The sequence below is a fragment of the Candidatus Thiodiazotropha sp. AKAK3 genome, assembly GCF_058244645.1.
This window is the reverse complement of record NZ_JBSYOQ010000062.1, coordinates 122,727-138,076: the sequence shown is the minus strand read 5'-3', so window position 1 is coordinate 138,076 and position 15,350 is coordinate 122,727. Positions and strand designations below refer to the sequence as shown.

The 15,350-nt window shown below is 48.5% G+C and carries 15 protein-coding genes; 6 read left to right on the top strand and 9 right to left on the bottom strand.

Features of this window, described 5'->3' with window-relative positions:
* Window positions 1-45 precede the first annotated feature (45 nt).
* The 5 genes from AC4IE7_RS16145 to AC4IE7_RS16125 all read right to left on the bottom strand — a co-directional run bounded on the left by AC4IE7_RS16145 (window position 46) and on the right by AC4IE7_RS16125 (window position 6,211).
* Complete coding sequence (locus AC4IE7_RS16145; protein ID WP_490777890.1) at window positions 46-510, bottom strand: rhodanese-like domain-containing protein; 465 nt, start codon at window positions 508-510, stop codon at window positions 46-48.
* Between the two features lie 277 nt (window positions 511-787).
* Window positions 788-1,432, bottom strand: a complete 645-nt coding sequence (locus AC4IE7_RS16140) for a response regulator (RefSeq protein WP_490777931.1) — start codon at window positions 1,430-1,432, stop codon at window positions 788-790.
* Window positions 1,433-1,504: 72 nt separating this feature from the next.
* A complete protein-coding gene (locus AC4IE7_RS16135) occupies window positions 1,505-3,175 on the bottom strand; it encodes a histidine kinase (RefSeq protein WP_490777889.1) in 1,671 nt (556 codons plus the stop codon).
* Between the two features lie 32 nt (window positions 3,176-3,207).
* Window positions 3,208-4,353 carry a tRNA nucleotidyltransferase/poly(A) polymerase-related protein gene (locus AC4IE7_RS16130; RefSeq protein WP_490777888.1) on the bottom strand — a complete coding sequence of 382 codons (1,146 nt, stop codon included), beginning with the start codon at window positions 4,351-4,353 and terminating at the stop codon, window positions 3,208-3,210.
* Window positions 4,354-4,384: 31 nt separating this feature from the next.
* Window positions 4,385-6,211, bottom strand: a complete 1,827-nt coding sequence (locus AC4IE7_RS16125) for an ABCB family ABC transporter ATP-binding protein/permease (protein ID WP_490777887.1) — start codon at window positions 6,209-6,211, stop codon at window positions 4,385-4,387.
* A 186-nt stretch (window positions 6,212-6,397) separates the two neighbouring features.
* Here AC4IE7_RS16125 and AC4IE7_RS16120 point away from each other — a divergent pair, with 186 nt between their 5' ends.
* The 4 genes from AC4IE7_RS16120 (at window position 6,398) to AC4IE7_RS16105 (ending at window position 10,497) form a co-directional block, all read left to right on the top strand.
* Window positions 6,398-6,754: a S24 family peptidase gene (locus tag AC4IE7_RS16120; protein ID WP_490777886.1), complete on the top strand. Its 357-nt coding sequence runs from the start codon at window positions 6,398-6,400 to the stop codon at window positions 6,752-6,754.
* 402 nt (window positions 6,755-7,156) lie between these two features.
* Window positions 7,157-7,390 carry an ATP-binding protein gene (locus AC4IE7_RS16115; protein WP_490777885.1) on the top strand — a complete coding sequence of 78 codons (234 nt, stop codon included), beginning with the start codon at window positions 7,157-7,159 and terminating at the stop codon, window positions 7,388-7,390.
* A 665-nt stretch (window positions 7,391-8,055) separates the two neighbouring features.
* Window positions 8,056-9,183 carry an NAD(P)/FAD-dependent oxidoreductase gene (locus AC4IE7_RS16110; RefSeq protein ID WP_490777884.1) on the top strand — a complete coding sequence of 376 codons (1,128 nt, stop codon included), beginning with the start codon at window positions 8,056-8,058 and terminating at the stop codon, window positions 9,181-9,183.
* 102 nt (window positions 9,184-9,285) lie between these two features.
* The gene (locus tag AC4IE7_RS16105) at window positions 9,286-10,497 is read left to right on the top strand and encodes a GGDEF domain-containing protein (RefSeq protein WP_490777883.1); all 1,212 of its coding nucleotides are present in this window, start codon (window positions 9,286-9,288) and stop codon (window positions 10,495-10,497) included.
* A gap of 40 nt (window positions 10,498-10,537) precedes the next feature.
* Here the strand turns inward: AC4IE7_RS16105 and AC4IE7_RS16100 are convergent, their stop codons facing one another.
* From AC4IE7_RS16100 to egtB, 3 genes are all read right to left on the bottom strand, one after another.
* Window positions 10,538-10,981, bottom strand: a complete 444-nt coding sequence (locus AC4IE7_RS16100) for a hypothetical protein (RefSeq protein WP_490777882.1) — start codon at window positions 10,979-10,981, stop codon at window positions 10,538-10,540.
* 193 nt (window positions 10,982-11,174) lie between these two features.
* Complete coding sequence (gene egtD / locus AC4IE7_RS16095) at window positions 11,175-12,128, bottom strand: L-histidine N(alpha)-methyltransferase (protein ID WP_490777881.1); 954 nt, start codon at window positions 12,126-12,128, stop codon at window positions 11,175-11,177.
* Complete coding sequence (egtB, locus tag AC4IE7_RS16090; RefSeq protein ID WP_490777880.1) at window positions 12,128-13,387, bottom strand: ergothioneine biosynthesis protein EgtB; 1,260 nt, start codon at window positions 13,385-13,387, stop codon at window positions 12,128-12,130. The genes egtD and egtB overlap by 1 nt, the downstream gene beginning before the upstream one ends.
* A 363-nt stretch (window positions 13,388-13,750) precedes the next feature.
* Here egtB and AC4IE7_RS16085 point away from each other — a divergent pair, with 363 nt between their 5' ends.
* Both AC4IE7_RS16085 and AC4IE7_RS16080 read left to right on the top strand, forming a co-directional pair.
* Entirely contained in the window at window positions 13,751-14,344 is a 594-nt protein-coding gene (locus tag AC4IE7_RS16085) for a class I SAM-dependent methyltransferase (protein WP_490777879.1), read from the top strand.
* A gap of 83 nt (window positions 14,345-14,427) precedes the next feature.
* The gene (locus AC4IE7_RS16080) at window positions 14,428-14,724 is read left to right on the top strand and encodes an MGMT family protein (protein ID WP_490777878.1); all 297 of its coding nucleotides are present in this window, start codon (window positions 14,428-14,430) and stop codon (window positions 14,722-14,724) included.
* Between the two features lie 31 nt (window positions 14,725-14,755).
* Here the strand turns inward: AC4IE7_RS16080 and AC4IE7_RS16075 are convergent, their stop codons facing one another.
* Entirely contained in the window at window positions 14,756-15,349 is a 594-nt protein-coding gene (locus AC4IE7_RS16075; RefSeq protein WP_490777877.1) for a nucleotidyltransferase family protein, read from the bottom strand.
* Window position 15,350: the final 1 nt, after the last annotated feature.

Below are 15,350 nucleotides of genomic sequence, written 5' to 3'. Positions count from 1 at the left end.
AGAATCTGCGATGGGGTGCAGCAGAGCCACACGTTACCCGGCAGACTATTTGGGAGTGAGCTGATCTTCTCTTAGTTTCGGCGTAAAATAGTCGTCAGCGTCATCAATATCGACCGGTTGACCATCCTTGTCCACCATCGGCTGTTCGAAGTCATTCCAGCCGCGCAGGCCGGTTTTCAGGGAGACCACGTTTTCATAACCCAGCATCTTCATGGAAAAGGCTGCCAGCACACTTCGATAACCCGAGCGACAAACCACGACCACCTCCTTCTGCCGAGCTTTTACCAGCTCAGGAATAGTCTCTTCATAGTCCCATTCACAAGCAGATTCGAGAATCCCCCTCGGTGCATGTATCGAGTTCTCGATATGCATCGCCGCATATTCATAGGGTTCCCTTACATCCACAACAAGCAGCTCAGGATTTTCCTGCAATCGCTCTTCAAGAATCCAGGGCATGATCTCTTCAACATCCCCTAGACAATCGCTTATCAGGTTTAAAAAATTTTTCATCTACTCAACCTAGGGCCTGTTAACACTAATCGAATCGGCCCTGCTGAGACTATTTTTTCGTCCAGCAAGGCAGAATGAGTGAGGTGTTGTCATTCTACATAAGCGAATGATAACGCCGCTGGGCGGAAAAATAGCCTCAGCCCTTCGGGTTACCCCTGAAAAAACGCCACTCGGCGTTGCTCGTCGTTCATTTGGAGTGATCAAAACCTCTCTCCTCGCGCCTTGTTTGGCGCTTTTTCAGGGGCAACAGGGCCGATTCGATTAGTGTTAACAGGCCCTAACCTCTGGAACATAGGTTCTGTTCCACAGCGATCACTGCCGCTTCGACTCTAGAGTGAACCTCAAGTTTACGCAGGATAGCTTTTACATGGAGCTTTACAGTGCCATCAGAGATCCCCAGGTTACGCGCAATAACTTTATTGCTCTGACCATCTGCCAGGTGGCACAAAATTTCCCGCTCACGGGGTGTCAGTTCATCGAGTGAAGAGGCCAGGGTACTACTGCTGGGCTGCTCCCCCTGCACTGCTTTGGCAAGAATTCCGGTCAGCTCTTTGGCGACTACCGTCTGCCCCTTGGTTATCTGCTGCAGGGCATCAATCAGTTCATCGGGTTCCATGTCTTTAAGCAGATACCCCTGGGCACCATTCTGCAGCGCGTCGATAACATCTGCCTCCTCTCTGCTGGTTGTCAGCATGCTGATTGGCATTTCCGGATAGTGCTTACGCAGAACACACAACACTTCAGTGCCGGTCATGTCGGGCATACGCATATCCAGCAGTACTACATCAGGTCGCTCATGAGCCACAGTTTCAATACCTTTCAGGCAATCACCTATTGCTATCACATCGATTCCACGGCGCTCCAGGAGTTCCTGAAGGCCGATACGAAACAGAGCATGATCATCTATCACCAGTACCCGCATGTTTAAGTCACCTTTGTAGACTCGCTTCGGTTTATTGACCCGGCGACCAAATAGATTAGTTTCAGCCACAATCTATATGGTTGCCGGATTATTGGTAGTGCGAATCACCAGCTCAACCCGGGTCCCTTCTCCAGGCTCACTCTCTATCGACAGCTCGCCACCCACACGTCGGGCACGCTCCTCCATAATCGACAGACCGATATGTTCGCCTGGGTTACCTTGCGGAGCCGCCCCTTCAAAGCCGACGCCATCGTCTTCAACCAGGATAAGATATTGTCCCGGCCCGCGACAACGTAGCAGGACTCTGACTGTATGGGCATTCGCATGTTTACGGATATTGGCCAAAGATTCCTGGACAATCCGCAATGCCTGCATCTCTTGTGAGGTATCCAGATCGGTAATATGGCAGTCCGGCTGAAAGAAAGCCGAGATACCTGTCTCCTGGTCAAAACGCTCTACCAGCTTGCTCAATGCGGGAACCAGACCACGCTGATCCATAGGGGCTCGAAAACTATTGATCAGTTCCCGCAATTCATCATGGGCCTCATCCAGGCCATTATGGATACGCTTCGCCTCCTGCTCAGCCATCTCAGACACTGGCTCATTTTGCAGTGTCTCCTCCAGCATACGTACCTGAAAACGCAAACTCGCCAGGGTCTGAGCGAGGGAATCGTGCAGCTCATGTGCCAGTGATGTTCGCTCTTCAACAATCGATAGACGCCGGGCTTCGGAGTCTGATCTCTGTTTGGCAACGGCCATACCCAGATGACTGCCGATAGTATTCAGTATATCCAGCACATCTTCACGTCCATCATAGATACCAGGCTTGTCCACATAGAGGTGGTAGAAACCCAGCACATCGCCGTGATACCACATCGGTACTGAAACCCGCTCCACCTCATCTACGCTGAACATCCGTCTTCCATTACGATGGGTGCAAAGCCGGGGATTCTGGCTACAGAGGATATCCCCCGGAGAGAGGGCGATACCGCACTGACATAGCTTTATAGGTAACAATTCCTGACCGTTATAGAGCTTGCCTTCCAGATCGATACATCCAACCTGACGTACCTTATCGTCCGGCAGAACAAGATGAACCGTAGCTGAGCGGGCGTTAACCATGCGTTTAAAAACCTCCATGTACTGTAGCAGCAGTTCATCCAGGTTTTCCGATTGATTGATACCGGCCGCCACATCGTAGAGTACCTGCAGGGATGTTGTCTTCTGCGCCAGACGCAGAGTCTGACGTGCCACCCTGACCTCCATATCTTCATAGATATCGGTCAACTCTTCGCTCAGACTGTCTATATCACGAGCCATACCGCTCAATACACCACTCGGCTCGAAGGTCTTTTTACTGGAGACAGGCTCACCCTGACAGACCTGATTCACCGTCTGCTCCAGCGATGACAGCGGTCGCAGCAGTTGGCTGCGCAGACGAATCATCACCAGCACCATGGAGAAGAGCGCCAGCGAAATCCCAAGCAGCAACACAACCTGTAGAGAAGATCGGCCACCTGATTCACCAATCAGCATCAGAATCGAGCTTAAACTGACCAACAGACTCAGACCCAGAAAAAGGATCGGCAACAGCAGATTACCGGTAAACAAGATTCGCAGACTCGGCCAGTGCTTGCGATCAATGATACTCTCCAGCCAGGTCAGCCACCTGTGCAGGGGGCCCTGAGTCATCCCTGGCGTAGAGAGAGATTCATTAGAAGTTGTTTTCTGTTCCGCTTGCATATCCTGACTCTATCACGAACCTGAAAATCCGGTCAGTTATCCAACCCGTTTAACTTCTGTTGCAGATAGGCCAGTCGCCAGGCACGAATCGCATCACCCAACGCCTGCCCCCTCAATCCCGACTGACTGATCTCCTCAGGCACAGGCTCCAACACAACCTGCACTGCATGATCCAGTCGGGCATTCAAATTCTCCATTATGGCGGGCCAGAGAGCCTCTGCGCTTAACAGAAATCGCTGATATCGCTCAGGCTGTTGTCGAGGTTTGAGCACCATAACCAGATCAAACAGGTTATCCGTACCCTCAATAAGATCGAGTCGCGAACTGAAATACAAGAGATCACCTAAGGTTTGTGCTGTCTGCTTATCGATACGTCGCAACCCTATCCAGCTCTTGGCATCAGACTGCTTTTGTGCGCTATGAAACAGCGCCACAGAACTGCGGACCGCAGACTCATCGCTTATGGATACAACACGCTTGAGTCCTGACACCAGTTGAGATACCTCTGCAGAGCCATGTCCGGCGGAATCCCTATCCATCTCCTGTGCCACTTCCGGTAGCAATCCCTGCAAAGCCCCGCAACGATGCAGTACTTCGAAAAAACGCCAGGGTTGTGATTCGCTCATCGACCGGCTCATCTCCCGCCAGACTCGCTCTGCAGAGAGCGTCTGTAACTCTGACTCAGTGGCCATCTTTTTCATCAATCCATGGGTTGCGTGGGCAACCCGAAATCCCCACTCTCCCAGTTTCGCTGCAAAACGGGCAATACGCAGCAGCCTCAGTGGGTCTTCACTGAAAGCCGGGGTAATATGACGCAGCAGCCCCTCATCCAGATCACGCTGTCCCTCGCAGAGATCAATAACATTGCCCGAATCGTCCATCGCTAAAGCGTTGATCGTAAGATCACGACGAAGCAGATCCTGCTCGAGGGTAATCTCAGCTCCGTATGAAAGCTCAAATCCTTTATAACCGGGAGCAGTTTTTACTTCGACTCTTGCCAGTGCGTACTCTTCACCACTCTCTGGATGGAGGAATACGGGAAAATCCTTATCAGCTCGAGTATATCCTTTCGCAAGCATCTCTTCCGGGGTAGCACCTACAACCACCCAGTCCCGTTCGCTAAAGGGGAGACCCAATAGCTGATCCCGCACTGCACCACCTACCAGATAGACTTTCATCGACAAATCCCTATCGGTAGAGAATCAGGCATCAAGGTCTGACCTCTGCTGTCGTTGATTCCTGCAGACTGGCCTGTTGCTGTTTTTGCTGCAACAACCACATCTGTTGGTAGTGCCCCTGACGCTGCAACAGCTGCTGGTGGGTACCCTGTTCGATAATGGCACCCTGATCCATCACCAGAATACGATCTGCATCGACCACAGTGGAGAGACGGTGGGCAATCACCAGGGTGGTGTGGTTTCTAGCCACCTCTCCCAGTGTCTCCTGTATCGCCTGTTCTGTCTTGGTATCGAGTGAGGAGGTAGCCTCATCAAAGATTAGAATCTGTGGTCGTTTCAACATCGCTCTTGCTATTGCGACACGCTGTTTTTCGCCTCCGGAAAGCTTCAACCCGCGCTCCCCGACTATCGTCTGATAACCATCGGGTAATTGCTGAATAAATTCTGAGATTTGAGCGATGCGTGCAGCCTCTTCAATCTCCTCTTGGGTTGCATTAGGTCGACCGTAGGCAAGATTATAGAGAATGCTCTCATTGAACAGTACAGTGTCCTGAGGAACTATGCCGATTGCTGACCGCAGGCTCTCGCGTGTAACCTGACGGATATCCTGGCCATCGATTAAGATGGCGCCTTGGGTGACGTCATAGAATCTAAACAGGAGTCGCGACAGGGTCGATTTTCCCGCCCCGCTATGCCCTACCACCGCCAGTTTCTCTCCGGCCTTCAGGGTAAAGTCCACTTTGCGCAGGATCTGTCGCTCTGACTGATAGGAAAAATCGACCTGCTCAAAACGTACTTCCCCACCCTGCAGAACTAAGCTGGTTGCATCCTCAGCATCGGTGATCTCTGGCTCTTGTTCTAAAAGCTTAAAGATCAGATCCATATCGGCAAGGGAGTATTTGATCTGACGATAGACGATGCCAAGAAAATTAAGGGGGATAAAGAGCTGCAGCATGAAGGCATTGACCAGCACCAGGTCACCGATGGTCATAGTGCCATCAACAACCCCTTTGGCAGCAAAGATCATAATAAAGGTAACACCGACTGCAATGATGCCCCCTTGCCCGAAATTCAGCAGAGACATGGAGGTCTGACTTTTTACCGCATTCTCCTCCCAGTTTGAGAGCGTCTCATCGAAGCGGTGAAGCTCCAGCTTTTCGTTGCCGAAATACTTAACAGTTTCGTAATTGATCAAGCTGTCGAAGGCCTGGCTATTGGCCTCGGAATCGAGACGATTCATGATATGGCGATACTCCATGCGCCACTCTGTGATCGCAAGGGTAAAGCCGACATAGATAATCACAGTGCCAAAGGTTACCAGGCTAAAGGCAATGTCATATTGAGTAAGCAGTACTGCTGCCACCAGGGAAAACCCCACCACCATCGGTAAGATACTGAAAACCATGTAGTTCAGAATAGTGCTGACCGAGCGGGTACCCCGCTCAAGATCGCGGCTGATCGCCCCCGTCTTACGCTCCAGGTGGAATCGTAGCGACAGTTCATGCAGATGGGTCAGGACACGATTGGAAAGATTACGCATTGCCCGATACCGCACCCGAGCAAAAACAGCATCCCGCAACTCATTGAAAAGGGAGCTGGCAAGCCTCAAGGCGCCATAAGCCAGCAGCAGGAAAAGGGGCAGTATCAGTATCGTTTGCTCACCAGTTTCCAAGCCATCCACAATCTCCTTGAGCAGCAGAGGTATACCGACATTAGCCAGTTTGGCCAATACCAGACAGCCCAGGGCAAACATAGCACGCCCCCGATACTCCCAAAGAAATGGCAGCATGCTTTTCAGATTGTGAAGATCCCGCCTATCGGTATGGACAGAACTTTGGGATGAGATATGGTGGGCCATAGTGGTCTGCGGTGAATCAAAACGAGCATGGTATCGAAATTCAGTCTGATATGCGCGCAGCATCTAGTGAAATAGACTATTCCATATATCAGGCATGGTTATTATGAAGCTGTGCACTGAACCACTGAACAGGATATATTGTGCTGCCAAGTTGAATAAACCGTGAAGTAAATAGTGTGATAGCTCATGAGTAATGATTGCAGTTATAACGAACTCTACCCCCTACAGGTACTGGATGACAGCATGCAACCGGAATTTCCGGAAAAATGCATCATAGTCATCGAACCCTCGGAAATCTGTGCCACCGGCGCCTATGTGGTTGCTGAAGCCCAAGGTGAAAGATGGTTCCGCCAATACATTTCGAAAAGTGAATCGGATAAACGGCTGGTTGCCCTCAACCAGGGCTATCCGGATATTGAGTTGAAAGCGGGTGAATACAAGATTGTCGGTGTTGTGGTTCAACGAAACATCGGACGGGAAATCAAGCACTACCACCCTTATGTCCCTGGCGGCACACCGCCAAAAACCATACCCATCAATTGAGTCCTGATTCAGGTTGCATCGCAGAACGCTTTGGTTTCTCTCTGCCTCACTCTTTTTTACTGTTATCAGCGGGAGTTACGCTACTGTACCTCGTCATAGATTCTGTACCATTCAGAGCCGCCCCAATACGTCAGATCAAGGCGTGGCTCGCAGGGAATGGCAGGCCCTTTGCAAGAGCCACAACGCATAATTAAGCGTCCCTGCTGTTTTTTCCTGTATTCAGGCTATTCTCATAATGAGGAGTGAGTAAACCTGACTCTAAGGTTCACTGTTTGATGGGTAGCCTGCCAATTTGTCGCTAACAGAACCGTTACAATAATATTTTTGTGCCTAGCGGACCGCATGGTAAGTTCGGTAACACTCAGAGCCTAGTGAATCGTCACACCAAGCAGGAGAGAAACCATGAATATCGATCTCGCAGATGTCACTCTGCATGTTGATGAAACCCTGGACACCAAAGGCTTGGCGAATCTGGAAGATGCGTTTCGCAACCGGGAAGGTGTGGTCTCTGTACATGTGGATAAAAAGCGCCCCCATCTCTTTGTACTTGAATACAATCCAGAGAGGGTCAACAGCAAAGACCTACTGACCATAACCCAGTATCAAGGCCTGCACGCCGAACTGATCGGCTTATGATTAATCTATTTGGCTAGCGCGGATTGGTAGCTATACCTCAGGGAGGAAGATCAATATATTTCACCAATTTCAAGATGATATCGAAAAACAAGTTTCGCTATCCAGGTAGGGTGGGGCCATGCCCCACCATAAGCAGGTTAACAATTGCATTTGCTTGCCGGGTTAATAATTATTAAAAAATATTGAGCTTCTATCCCCATTTTGGTGGGGCATGGCCCCACCCTACAGCTCGTGGAGGGGTGTAAATAGCCGGTGTATATCAGCTCACAAAAAATGAGTCTCCATACAAAAACCACAAACCCCAGAAGTAATCTGAATTATTTTTTACAGATAGCCATGAACCCGTTGATAACCCCTGCTTCAATTAGGATAATCATCCAAAAGTCCAGCAGTCACTCTAAAATAACCTCAAACTCTATTTGTAATAGACACCTTGAGATGAGAATCTATTGACGCAGCAACAGTGAGCACTTAGTGTGGTTATTTAATAATAAAATTAAACCAGGGCCTGTTAACACTAATCGAATAGGCCCTAAGAATGATTATCTTTTCAAGGTATCTAAACGCCTCTATCTGGAACAATAAATTTTTTATCATTGGATAATGAATTCATCCAGTTCGTAGGCCGTTTATTTACCAGACATTTACAGATTGGGAGTATGGAGATGCAGAGAGTGACAATTGTTGGCAGTGGTTTCGCTGCTCTGACTGCGATCAAAACCTTACGTGCAAAAAACAGCTCAGCAGAGATTACAGTTGTCAGCCCCAAAGCAGAATTCCACTACCTCCCAGGCTCCATATGGATTCCTTCCGGAATCCGCGAAGCCAGTGATCTGATCATCCCCTTGGGTCCCTTCTTCAAGCGGATGAATGTCAAACATGTACAGGGCCTGGCAACCGGACTTAGTAGCGATGGGCGCAGCCTGGAAACCAGCGAGGGCAGTATTGAAAATGATGGACTGATCATCGCCTCCGGTGGACGGTTTATCAAGAAACTGCCCGGTATAGAACACGCAATCACACCCTGTGAAGGTATCGATGCAACCTTAAAAATTCGCCACCGTTTAAGAGAGATGGACGGCGGCATTATAGCAATCGGTTTTTCAGGCAATCCAAAAGAGCCAAGTGCAATGCGTGGTGGCCCAATGTTTGAGTTCCTGTTTGGTATCGACAGGCAACTACGACTGGAAAAAAGACGCGATAATTTTAAATTGATCTTCTTTACCCCGGCAGAAAACCCAGGCCAACGGCTCGGCCCAAAGGCGGTTACCGGCCTGGTCAGAGAGATGAAAAAGCGCGACATCGAAACCCATCTGGGACATAAGATGGTCAAGTTCACAGCCACCAGCGTGGAGACCCAAGGCGGTGTATTCGATACCGATCTGATTCTGTTTATGCCAGGCATGACGGGCAATCAATGGTTCGACAATACAGACCTTCCCCGCTCCCCAGGTGGATTGATCCGTGCAGATGCACAGTGCCGGGTGGAAGGGATGGAACGTGTTTATGTGGCTGGTGATTCAGGCAGCTTTCCCGGCCCGGACTGGATGCCGAAACAGGCTCATATGGCTGACCTGCAAGCAGAAGCTGCAGTTAAAAACCTGATCTCCGATTGGCAGGGAAAACCTGCTGAAGAGACTTTTAAAGTGGAGCTTGTGTGCATCGTGGACAGTCAAACCAGTGGTATGTTGGTTGCCCGCACAATGAAGCGAAATATCGTAATGCCAAGTATGCGCATTTTTCATTGGATGAAACGGTTTTTTGAATGGTGGTATCTACGCCAATACCGCTAATCTATCTATAGGACCTGCAATCCTACCCTATTTCAATGACAGCTGGCTTTACAGGAATAAGACAACAAGAGTTTGATATATACCTTGAACATGGAGTGTTACGTGGCGACCGAAACCATATCTGCGGTATCGAAAGGCGAATGGAAAGCACTGCTTCTGCAGGAAGAGAAAAAAAATGAACGGTATGCCAATTACATCAGGTTACTGCTGACTCTGCTCTACCTGGGGGTCGCCTTCACCATTAAGGATGAGATACCATCCTATTCATTCAACGCCATCATCTCGTCCGCACTGATCAGCTGCATCTACGGGTTACTGGTTTTCAATACGCTGAGAACGGCAAATCCACCCAGATGGATCAAATACAGTTCCATCTCAATCGACATCATACTGCTATCGATAGTGATCTACAGTTTCGGCAGCTTCCGCTCTTTCAAGACAGAAGCTTTTCTGCTCTATTATCTCTGGATAGGACTCTCCACTTTACGCTTTTCGCCCCGCCTTACATTCACTGCAGGAGCATTAAGCACACTCTCTTATCTGCTCATTGTCTGGTTGGCGATCAACAATAACACCATCGAACTGGGAACTATCACTGAAGAGTTCACCAGCGATCGTGTCAGCAGTCTCAACATTATTCTACGACTGCTCTTTCTATCATCATTTATTGCATTATCAGTTTACACTGCCTATATCTTCAGGGTTATCGCAGCCAGGGCACTCAGCGAGCAACTATTAGAGGTGCGCAATCATGAGATGAGCAACACATTGAATCAACTGCGCAAAACACAAAAACAACTGGCAACAAAAAACCGCGAGCTTGCCACCCTTTCAGAAATCGACATGCTGAGTCAGCTCTATAACCGACGAAAAATTGATGAAATTATGCGCGAAGCCTTAGTCGAGGTAATCGCTCAGCCGACAACCTCGCTCTCCCTGATACTGCTCGATATCGATCTATTTAAGAGCTACAACGATAGCCATGGCCACTTAGTGGGCGATCAAGTCATACGCAAGGTTGCAGAGTTACTTATGCATTCTGCACGGGGTAACGATTATATCGGCCGTTGGGGCGGTGAGGAGTTTATTATTATCTGCAAGCAGACAAATGCCCATGCTGCGTCGATTATTGCCGAACGATTGCGCCGGACCATTGAGACCACAACTTTAGAAACAATTGGTAGTGTAACCTGTAGCTTTGGCGTCTCCCAGTATCGGCGGAACGACGGTGCTGACAGCCTGCTGAAGCGTGCAGATGAAGCACTCTACCATTCGAAAGAGTCAGGCCGCAATCGGGTCAGTTGCATCTATTAATATTCCCACCATTCGATCCAACTGCAGCAGATAAAGTGAATTATAATTGATACTTCTGTTGAAGACGGTCAGCGATCAGATCGTAGCCTTTGAACCTCAATTCAGCTATCTCACTACTCTGCTCATATATTCTATTGAGTTCAGCCAGCACGACTCCACCATTCCCGCTTAGCAGATCCTTACTAAAAAAGGCCTCAACCAGAGCCATATGAACTTTGTAAGACTCTATATAAGCCTCACTCTCTCTGTTACCGTAATTAATTAGTGACTTTTCGAAGATGATATATTGATTCAGAAGTCTTATGTGTTGCGCCCGGTTAAAGTATAGCTCTGCAACCTCAGGAGTAGAACAACTTCTTGCAATCGATAACAGCTCTTTGCTGCTATAAGCAGGTTCACTTAATTGCAGGTCATGGCAAGCAGGGTGCTCTTGTGCAGACGCACTCGCTATAAAAACAAAAAACAGACCCATAATCCAATGCATAACAACCACTCCCGATTTAAAGATTTTATTACAGCTACATTACAAAAACTTATAGCTGATAATTAAAATCGTGCAAGTGGTTATATTCCCGTAGGAATTAAATTATCTTCCCAGCAAACAACTTTTTACCTATCGAATAACCCGAACGCATACCATTGCAGCTAAACTAAAAACAAGACAATTATAGTAATAACTACCTTACTTGAAGCAGGTAAATGGCAAACATGTCATCATCATCCACCCAATATTTAATCTCATCGTAGCCACAGTCTGATGCCATTTCGATAAACTCTTCTGGAGAGTACTTGTATGAATTCTCTGTGTGCAGATATTCGCCGGCCTCAAATTCAAATTGGTGATCATCAATACGCAGGATATGTTGACGAGTGCTCATCAGATGCATCTCAATTCGACCGGCATCGCTGTTATAGAATGCTTTATGTTGAAAGTTTTCCGGATTCAACTCCGCATTCAACTCCGCTTGCATTCGATTCAGAAGATTAAGATTGAATGCTGCCGTCAAACCTGCTGCATCGTTATAAGCTGCATCTAAAAGTCCTTTGCTCTTTTTGGTATCAACACCAATCAGTAACATGCCACCTTCACCCAAGGTAGCGTTTGCCAACCGCAAAAACTCTGCAGCATCTCTGCGATTGAAGTTTCCAAGGCTCGAACCTGGAAAAAACAACAATCTTGGTCCGTTTGGCACCTCTTCTGGTACAGGCAGAGAGTGGGTGTAATCAACACACGCAGCACATATTGGTAACCAGGGAAACTCTTCTGCCAAAGAGATCGCGCTGGACTTCAGATAATCAAAAGAGATATCCATCGGCACGAAAGCTGAAGGCTGTAGATAATCCAAGAGTAGTCGTACCTTACTGGCACTACCCGCCCCAGGCTCAATCAATATACGCCCCCTGCCTGTGTACTCTGATATCTCGTTGGCAAGCTGTTCAAGCATGCGTCGCTCAACTGTTGGAAGATAGTACTCCGGCTGTTCGCAGATCAGGTCAAATAGCTCCGAGCCGCGTTTATCATAGAAAAACTTTGGTGGTATCGATTTCTCTGCCTTGGAAAGACCACTTACAACAGCATCGTAGAGACTTGACGAGGCGGGTTTATGATCGTGAAATGAGATATTTTCCATCAGACATCCTCCGCTAGACGCAGCCCGGTAAAGGCCCAACGCTCATCGGGGTAAAAAAAGTTTCTGTAACTTGCACGACTGTGCCCTGCAGGCGTGACACAACTACCGCCTTTCAACACCATCTGATTTGACATGAATTTACCATTGTATTCCCCCATTGATCCTTCAAGGGGTTTAAAACCGGGATAGGCCGTATAGGGAGATGCCGTCCAGGCCCACAGATCGCCATACCACTGACCACTCTCTCCTGCTGGCCGGGGATGAAGCAGGCTCTGATCTGAAAAGTGGCCATTGACAGGCAATTCACTCAGCATGCTTTCCAACTCTGTTTCAAAGGGTAACCGCTTACCCGCCCATCTTGCATAGGCATCGGCCTCGTAGAAACTCAAATGAGAAACCGGCTCATCAGAACTCAGCATGCGCAAACCACCCAGAGTGAACTGCGTCCAGCCACCATTCTGTTGCCAATAGAGTGGATGTTGCCACCCTTCGCGCTGTAGAAGCGCCCAGCCATCGGAGAGCCACCATTCTGGTTTCCTGTATCCCCCGTCTTCAATAAAGGCCAGGTACTCACCATTGGTGACAAAGCGGTCAGCCAATCGATGCTCTCGCAAGAGCACATCATGCCTGGGGGTCTCGTTATCATAGGCAAAACCATCCCCACTATTACCAACCTGCTGTACCCCCCCGGCACGATCTACCCAGACCATCTCTCTGTCTTCACCAGCAGTTACAGTCAGATCGTCTCGATAAGCAGGAAACATGGGATTTACAGAAAAATTATGTTTAATGTCCATCAGTAGCAGTTCCTGATGCTGCTCCTCATGGTTAAGGCCAAGGATGACTCTGAATGCCAATTTTTTCCACTGGGACTCTTCTATCTCAGTCATCAGCTGAGCCATGGCATCATCCACATGCTTACGATAGAGATAGACCTCTTCTACTGTCGGACGTGACAGTAGTCCGCGATTCGCTCTGGGATGCATCTGCCCATGAGTGTAGTAATAACTATTGAACAGGAAATCAAATTTGCTGTTGAAGGGTTGATAGTGACTGTTGAAGTGGGGCAGGACAAAGGCTTCAAAGAACCAGGTAACATGCGCGATATGCCACTTAGGGGGACTGGTTTGAATAATTGATTGAATCTGATAATCGTCGACGGACAACGGTGCGCACAGGGTTTCAGTATAACTGCGTACACGACGATATTCAGATATAAGCAGTTCCCGACTGGAATCTGTAGAGACACTGGTATCCATATGGGCATTTATTCTTTTTCAGGTGTCTGTATATATTGGCAGATTCTCCTGCATCACTTTGAAAAACATACCATGAGAAAAACAGGGATAAATTGTTTCCAAATTAGAGAACTTCACCATCCAACCAATTTGTCTGTGAAACTTAGTGACAATGAGATCAAGTAAAAATTCTGCTTATTTTGTGAATCTTTGATTTATATCCCGTATAGTCCCCATCTTTCCCAATAACTCCACTATTTGTGTTGCTTCTTATACGGCTTCATGGCAATGTGAATTCAACTCTTATGAGATTAACTTTCAAGGAACAGAGAGAATTCCCAACAGCAAAGGAAAGGTGTACCCCACATCTTCACCAATAAGACAATGCTGCAGCAATTGAAATTAAAACCGGATTTCCTATCGGCCTGGTTGCGCAATCCGCGACAAGTTGGCGCCGTATTACCCAGTAGTGGCGGCTTGACCAGTGCTATGGCCTCGCAGGTCAATAATAGTAAAGGACTCACCATAGAGCTGGGCGCTGGAACCGGTGCTGTCACCTCAGCCCTGCTCGATAAGGGCGTTACCCCGGAAAAGCTTGTGGTGGTGGAAAAGGATCAGATTTTAGCTAAAAAACTGGCCCGCCACTTTCCCACACTAAAAATATTGGAGGGTGACGCAGCCCGCCTGCAACAGCTCCTGAAGCAATCTGAGCTGGGACTGGCTGACAATGTAATATCAAGTCTACCCCTGTTAAGTATGCGAAGTCATACCCGAATAAGGGTACTGTGTGAGATTTTCAATAGCCTTCAACCCGATGGAAAACTGGTTCAGTTTACCTACTCCATAAAGCCCCCCATCCATAAGCAACTCGCCAATGCACTACAGATTAGTGGTAGTCGCATCGACCGTGTACTTTGGAATCTACCGCCCGCCCATGTCTGGGTCTATAAACGGGCAAAACCGAACGAATATAATTAAGGGCACCTCTATCGATTGATATCAACAGGATTTCTCTGATCAAGTGATCGATTGCAAAAGCGATAGCATTCAGGAGCGATCCAATGGCGAATGAAGAGATGCGCCACGCGTTCTACACAAACCTGGCCTCCATCCCGGCAGGCCGCTACTGCAGCTATGGCGACATGGCAAAACTATGTGGCGTACATGTCCGTCAGATACTTGCCTGGTTACGCACCCTCCCAGCAGACAGCAACTTACCCTGGTACAGACTGGTCACTGGCCAGCGACGGATTGCAGACTACCCTGGTAACGAAAAGCAGCACCGGTTACTCGCAGAGGAGGGGTTGATAGCGGCAGAGAATGGCAGGTATCCAACTGAGCAGAGATGGCCAGAGTGACAATCTCATTTCAAGATAAATCGATATCTTTTTAACCTAAAATACAATTCTGCTCAGCAACTGATAACTCAGATGGGTAATCAACATCTTGCAGAACACCCTGATCATCCGTTGGCATTAACTCTAACTCTTTGGGATAGTCCTGGAGTAGCTGCCGCCCTCCCCGATCCCCATCTAATTCACTCAGCTGATCCCCCCAAGCGCCCGAGAAACCAACAGGATGCCCCCGCTTACCACCATAGCCAGGGGCAACCATGGATGCCCCTTGATCTAATCGCTCCGCCAAAGCAGCAATCGTTTCTGACTTGATCCAGGGCATATCAGCCAATGCAATCAACCAACCCGCAGCATCTATTGTGGCCCTGACAGCCAATGAGAGACTATCTCCCATACCTGCACCAACAAGCTTGTTCTCGATAATTCTAAAGCCCAGCTCCTCTAACGACTTTGCCAGACCTCTATCCTCAGGACGAACTACCGCAACCCCGCGAGGAACAGCTGATATCAGGTGTCGGGCAGATACAATCGCCATTGCTTCACCGTTGGATAAGGGGTGCAGCGACTTGCTCGATCCAAACCGGCTTCCACCTCCTGCGGCCAGCAAAACAGCGGTTAGCGGTACCATT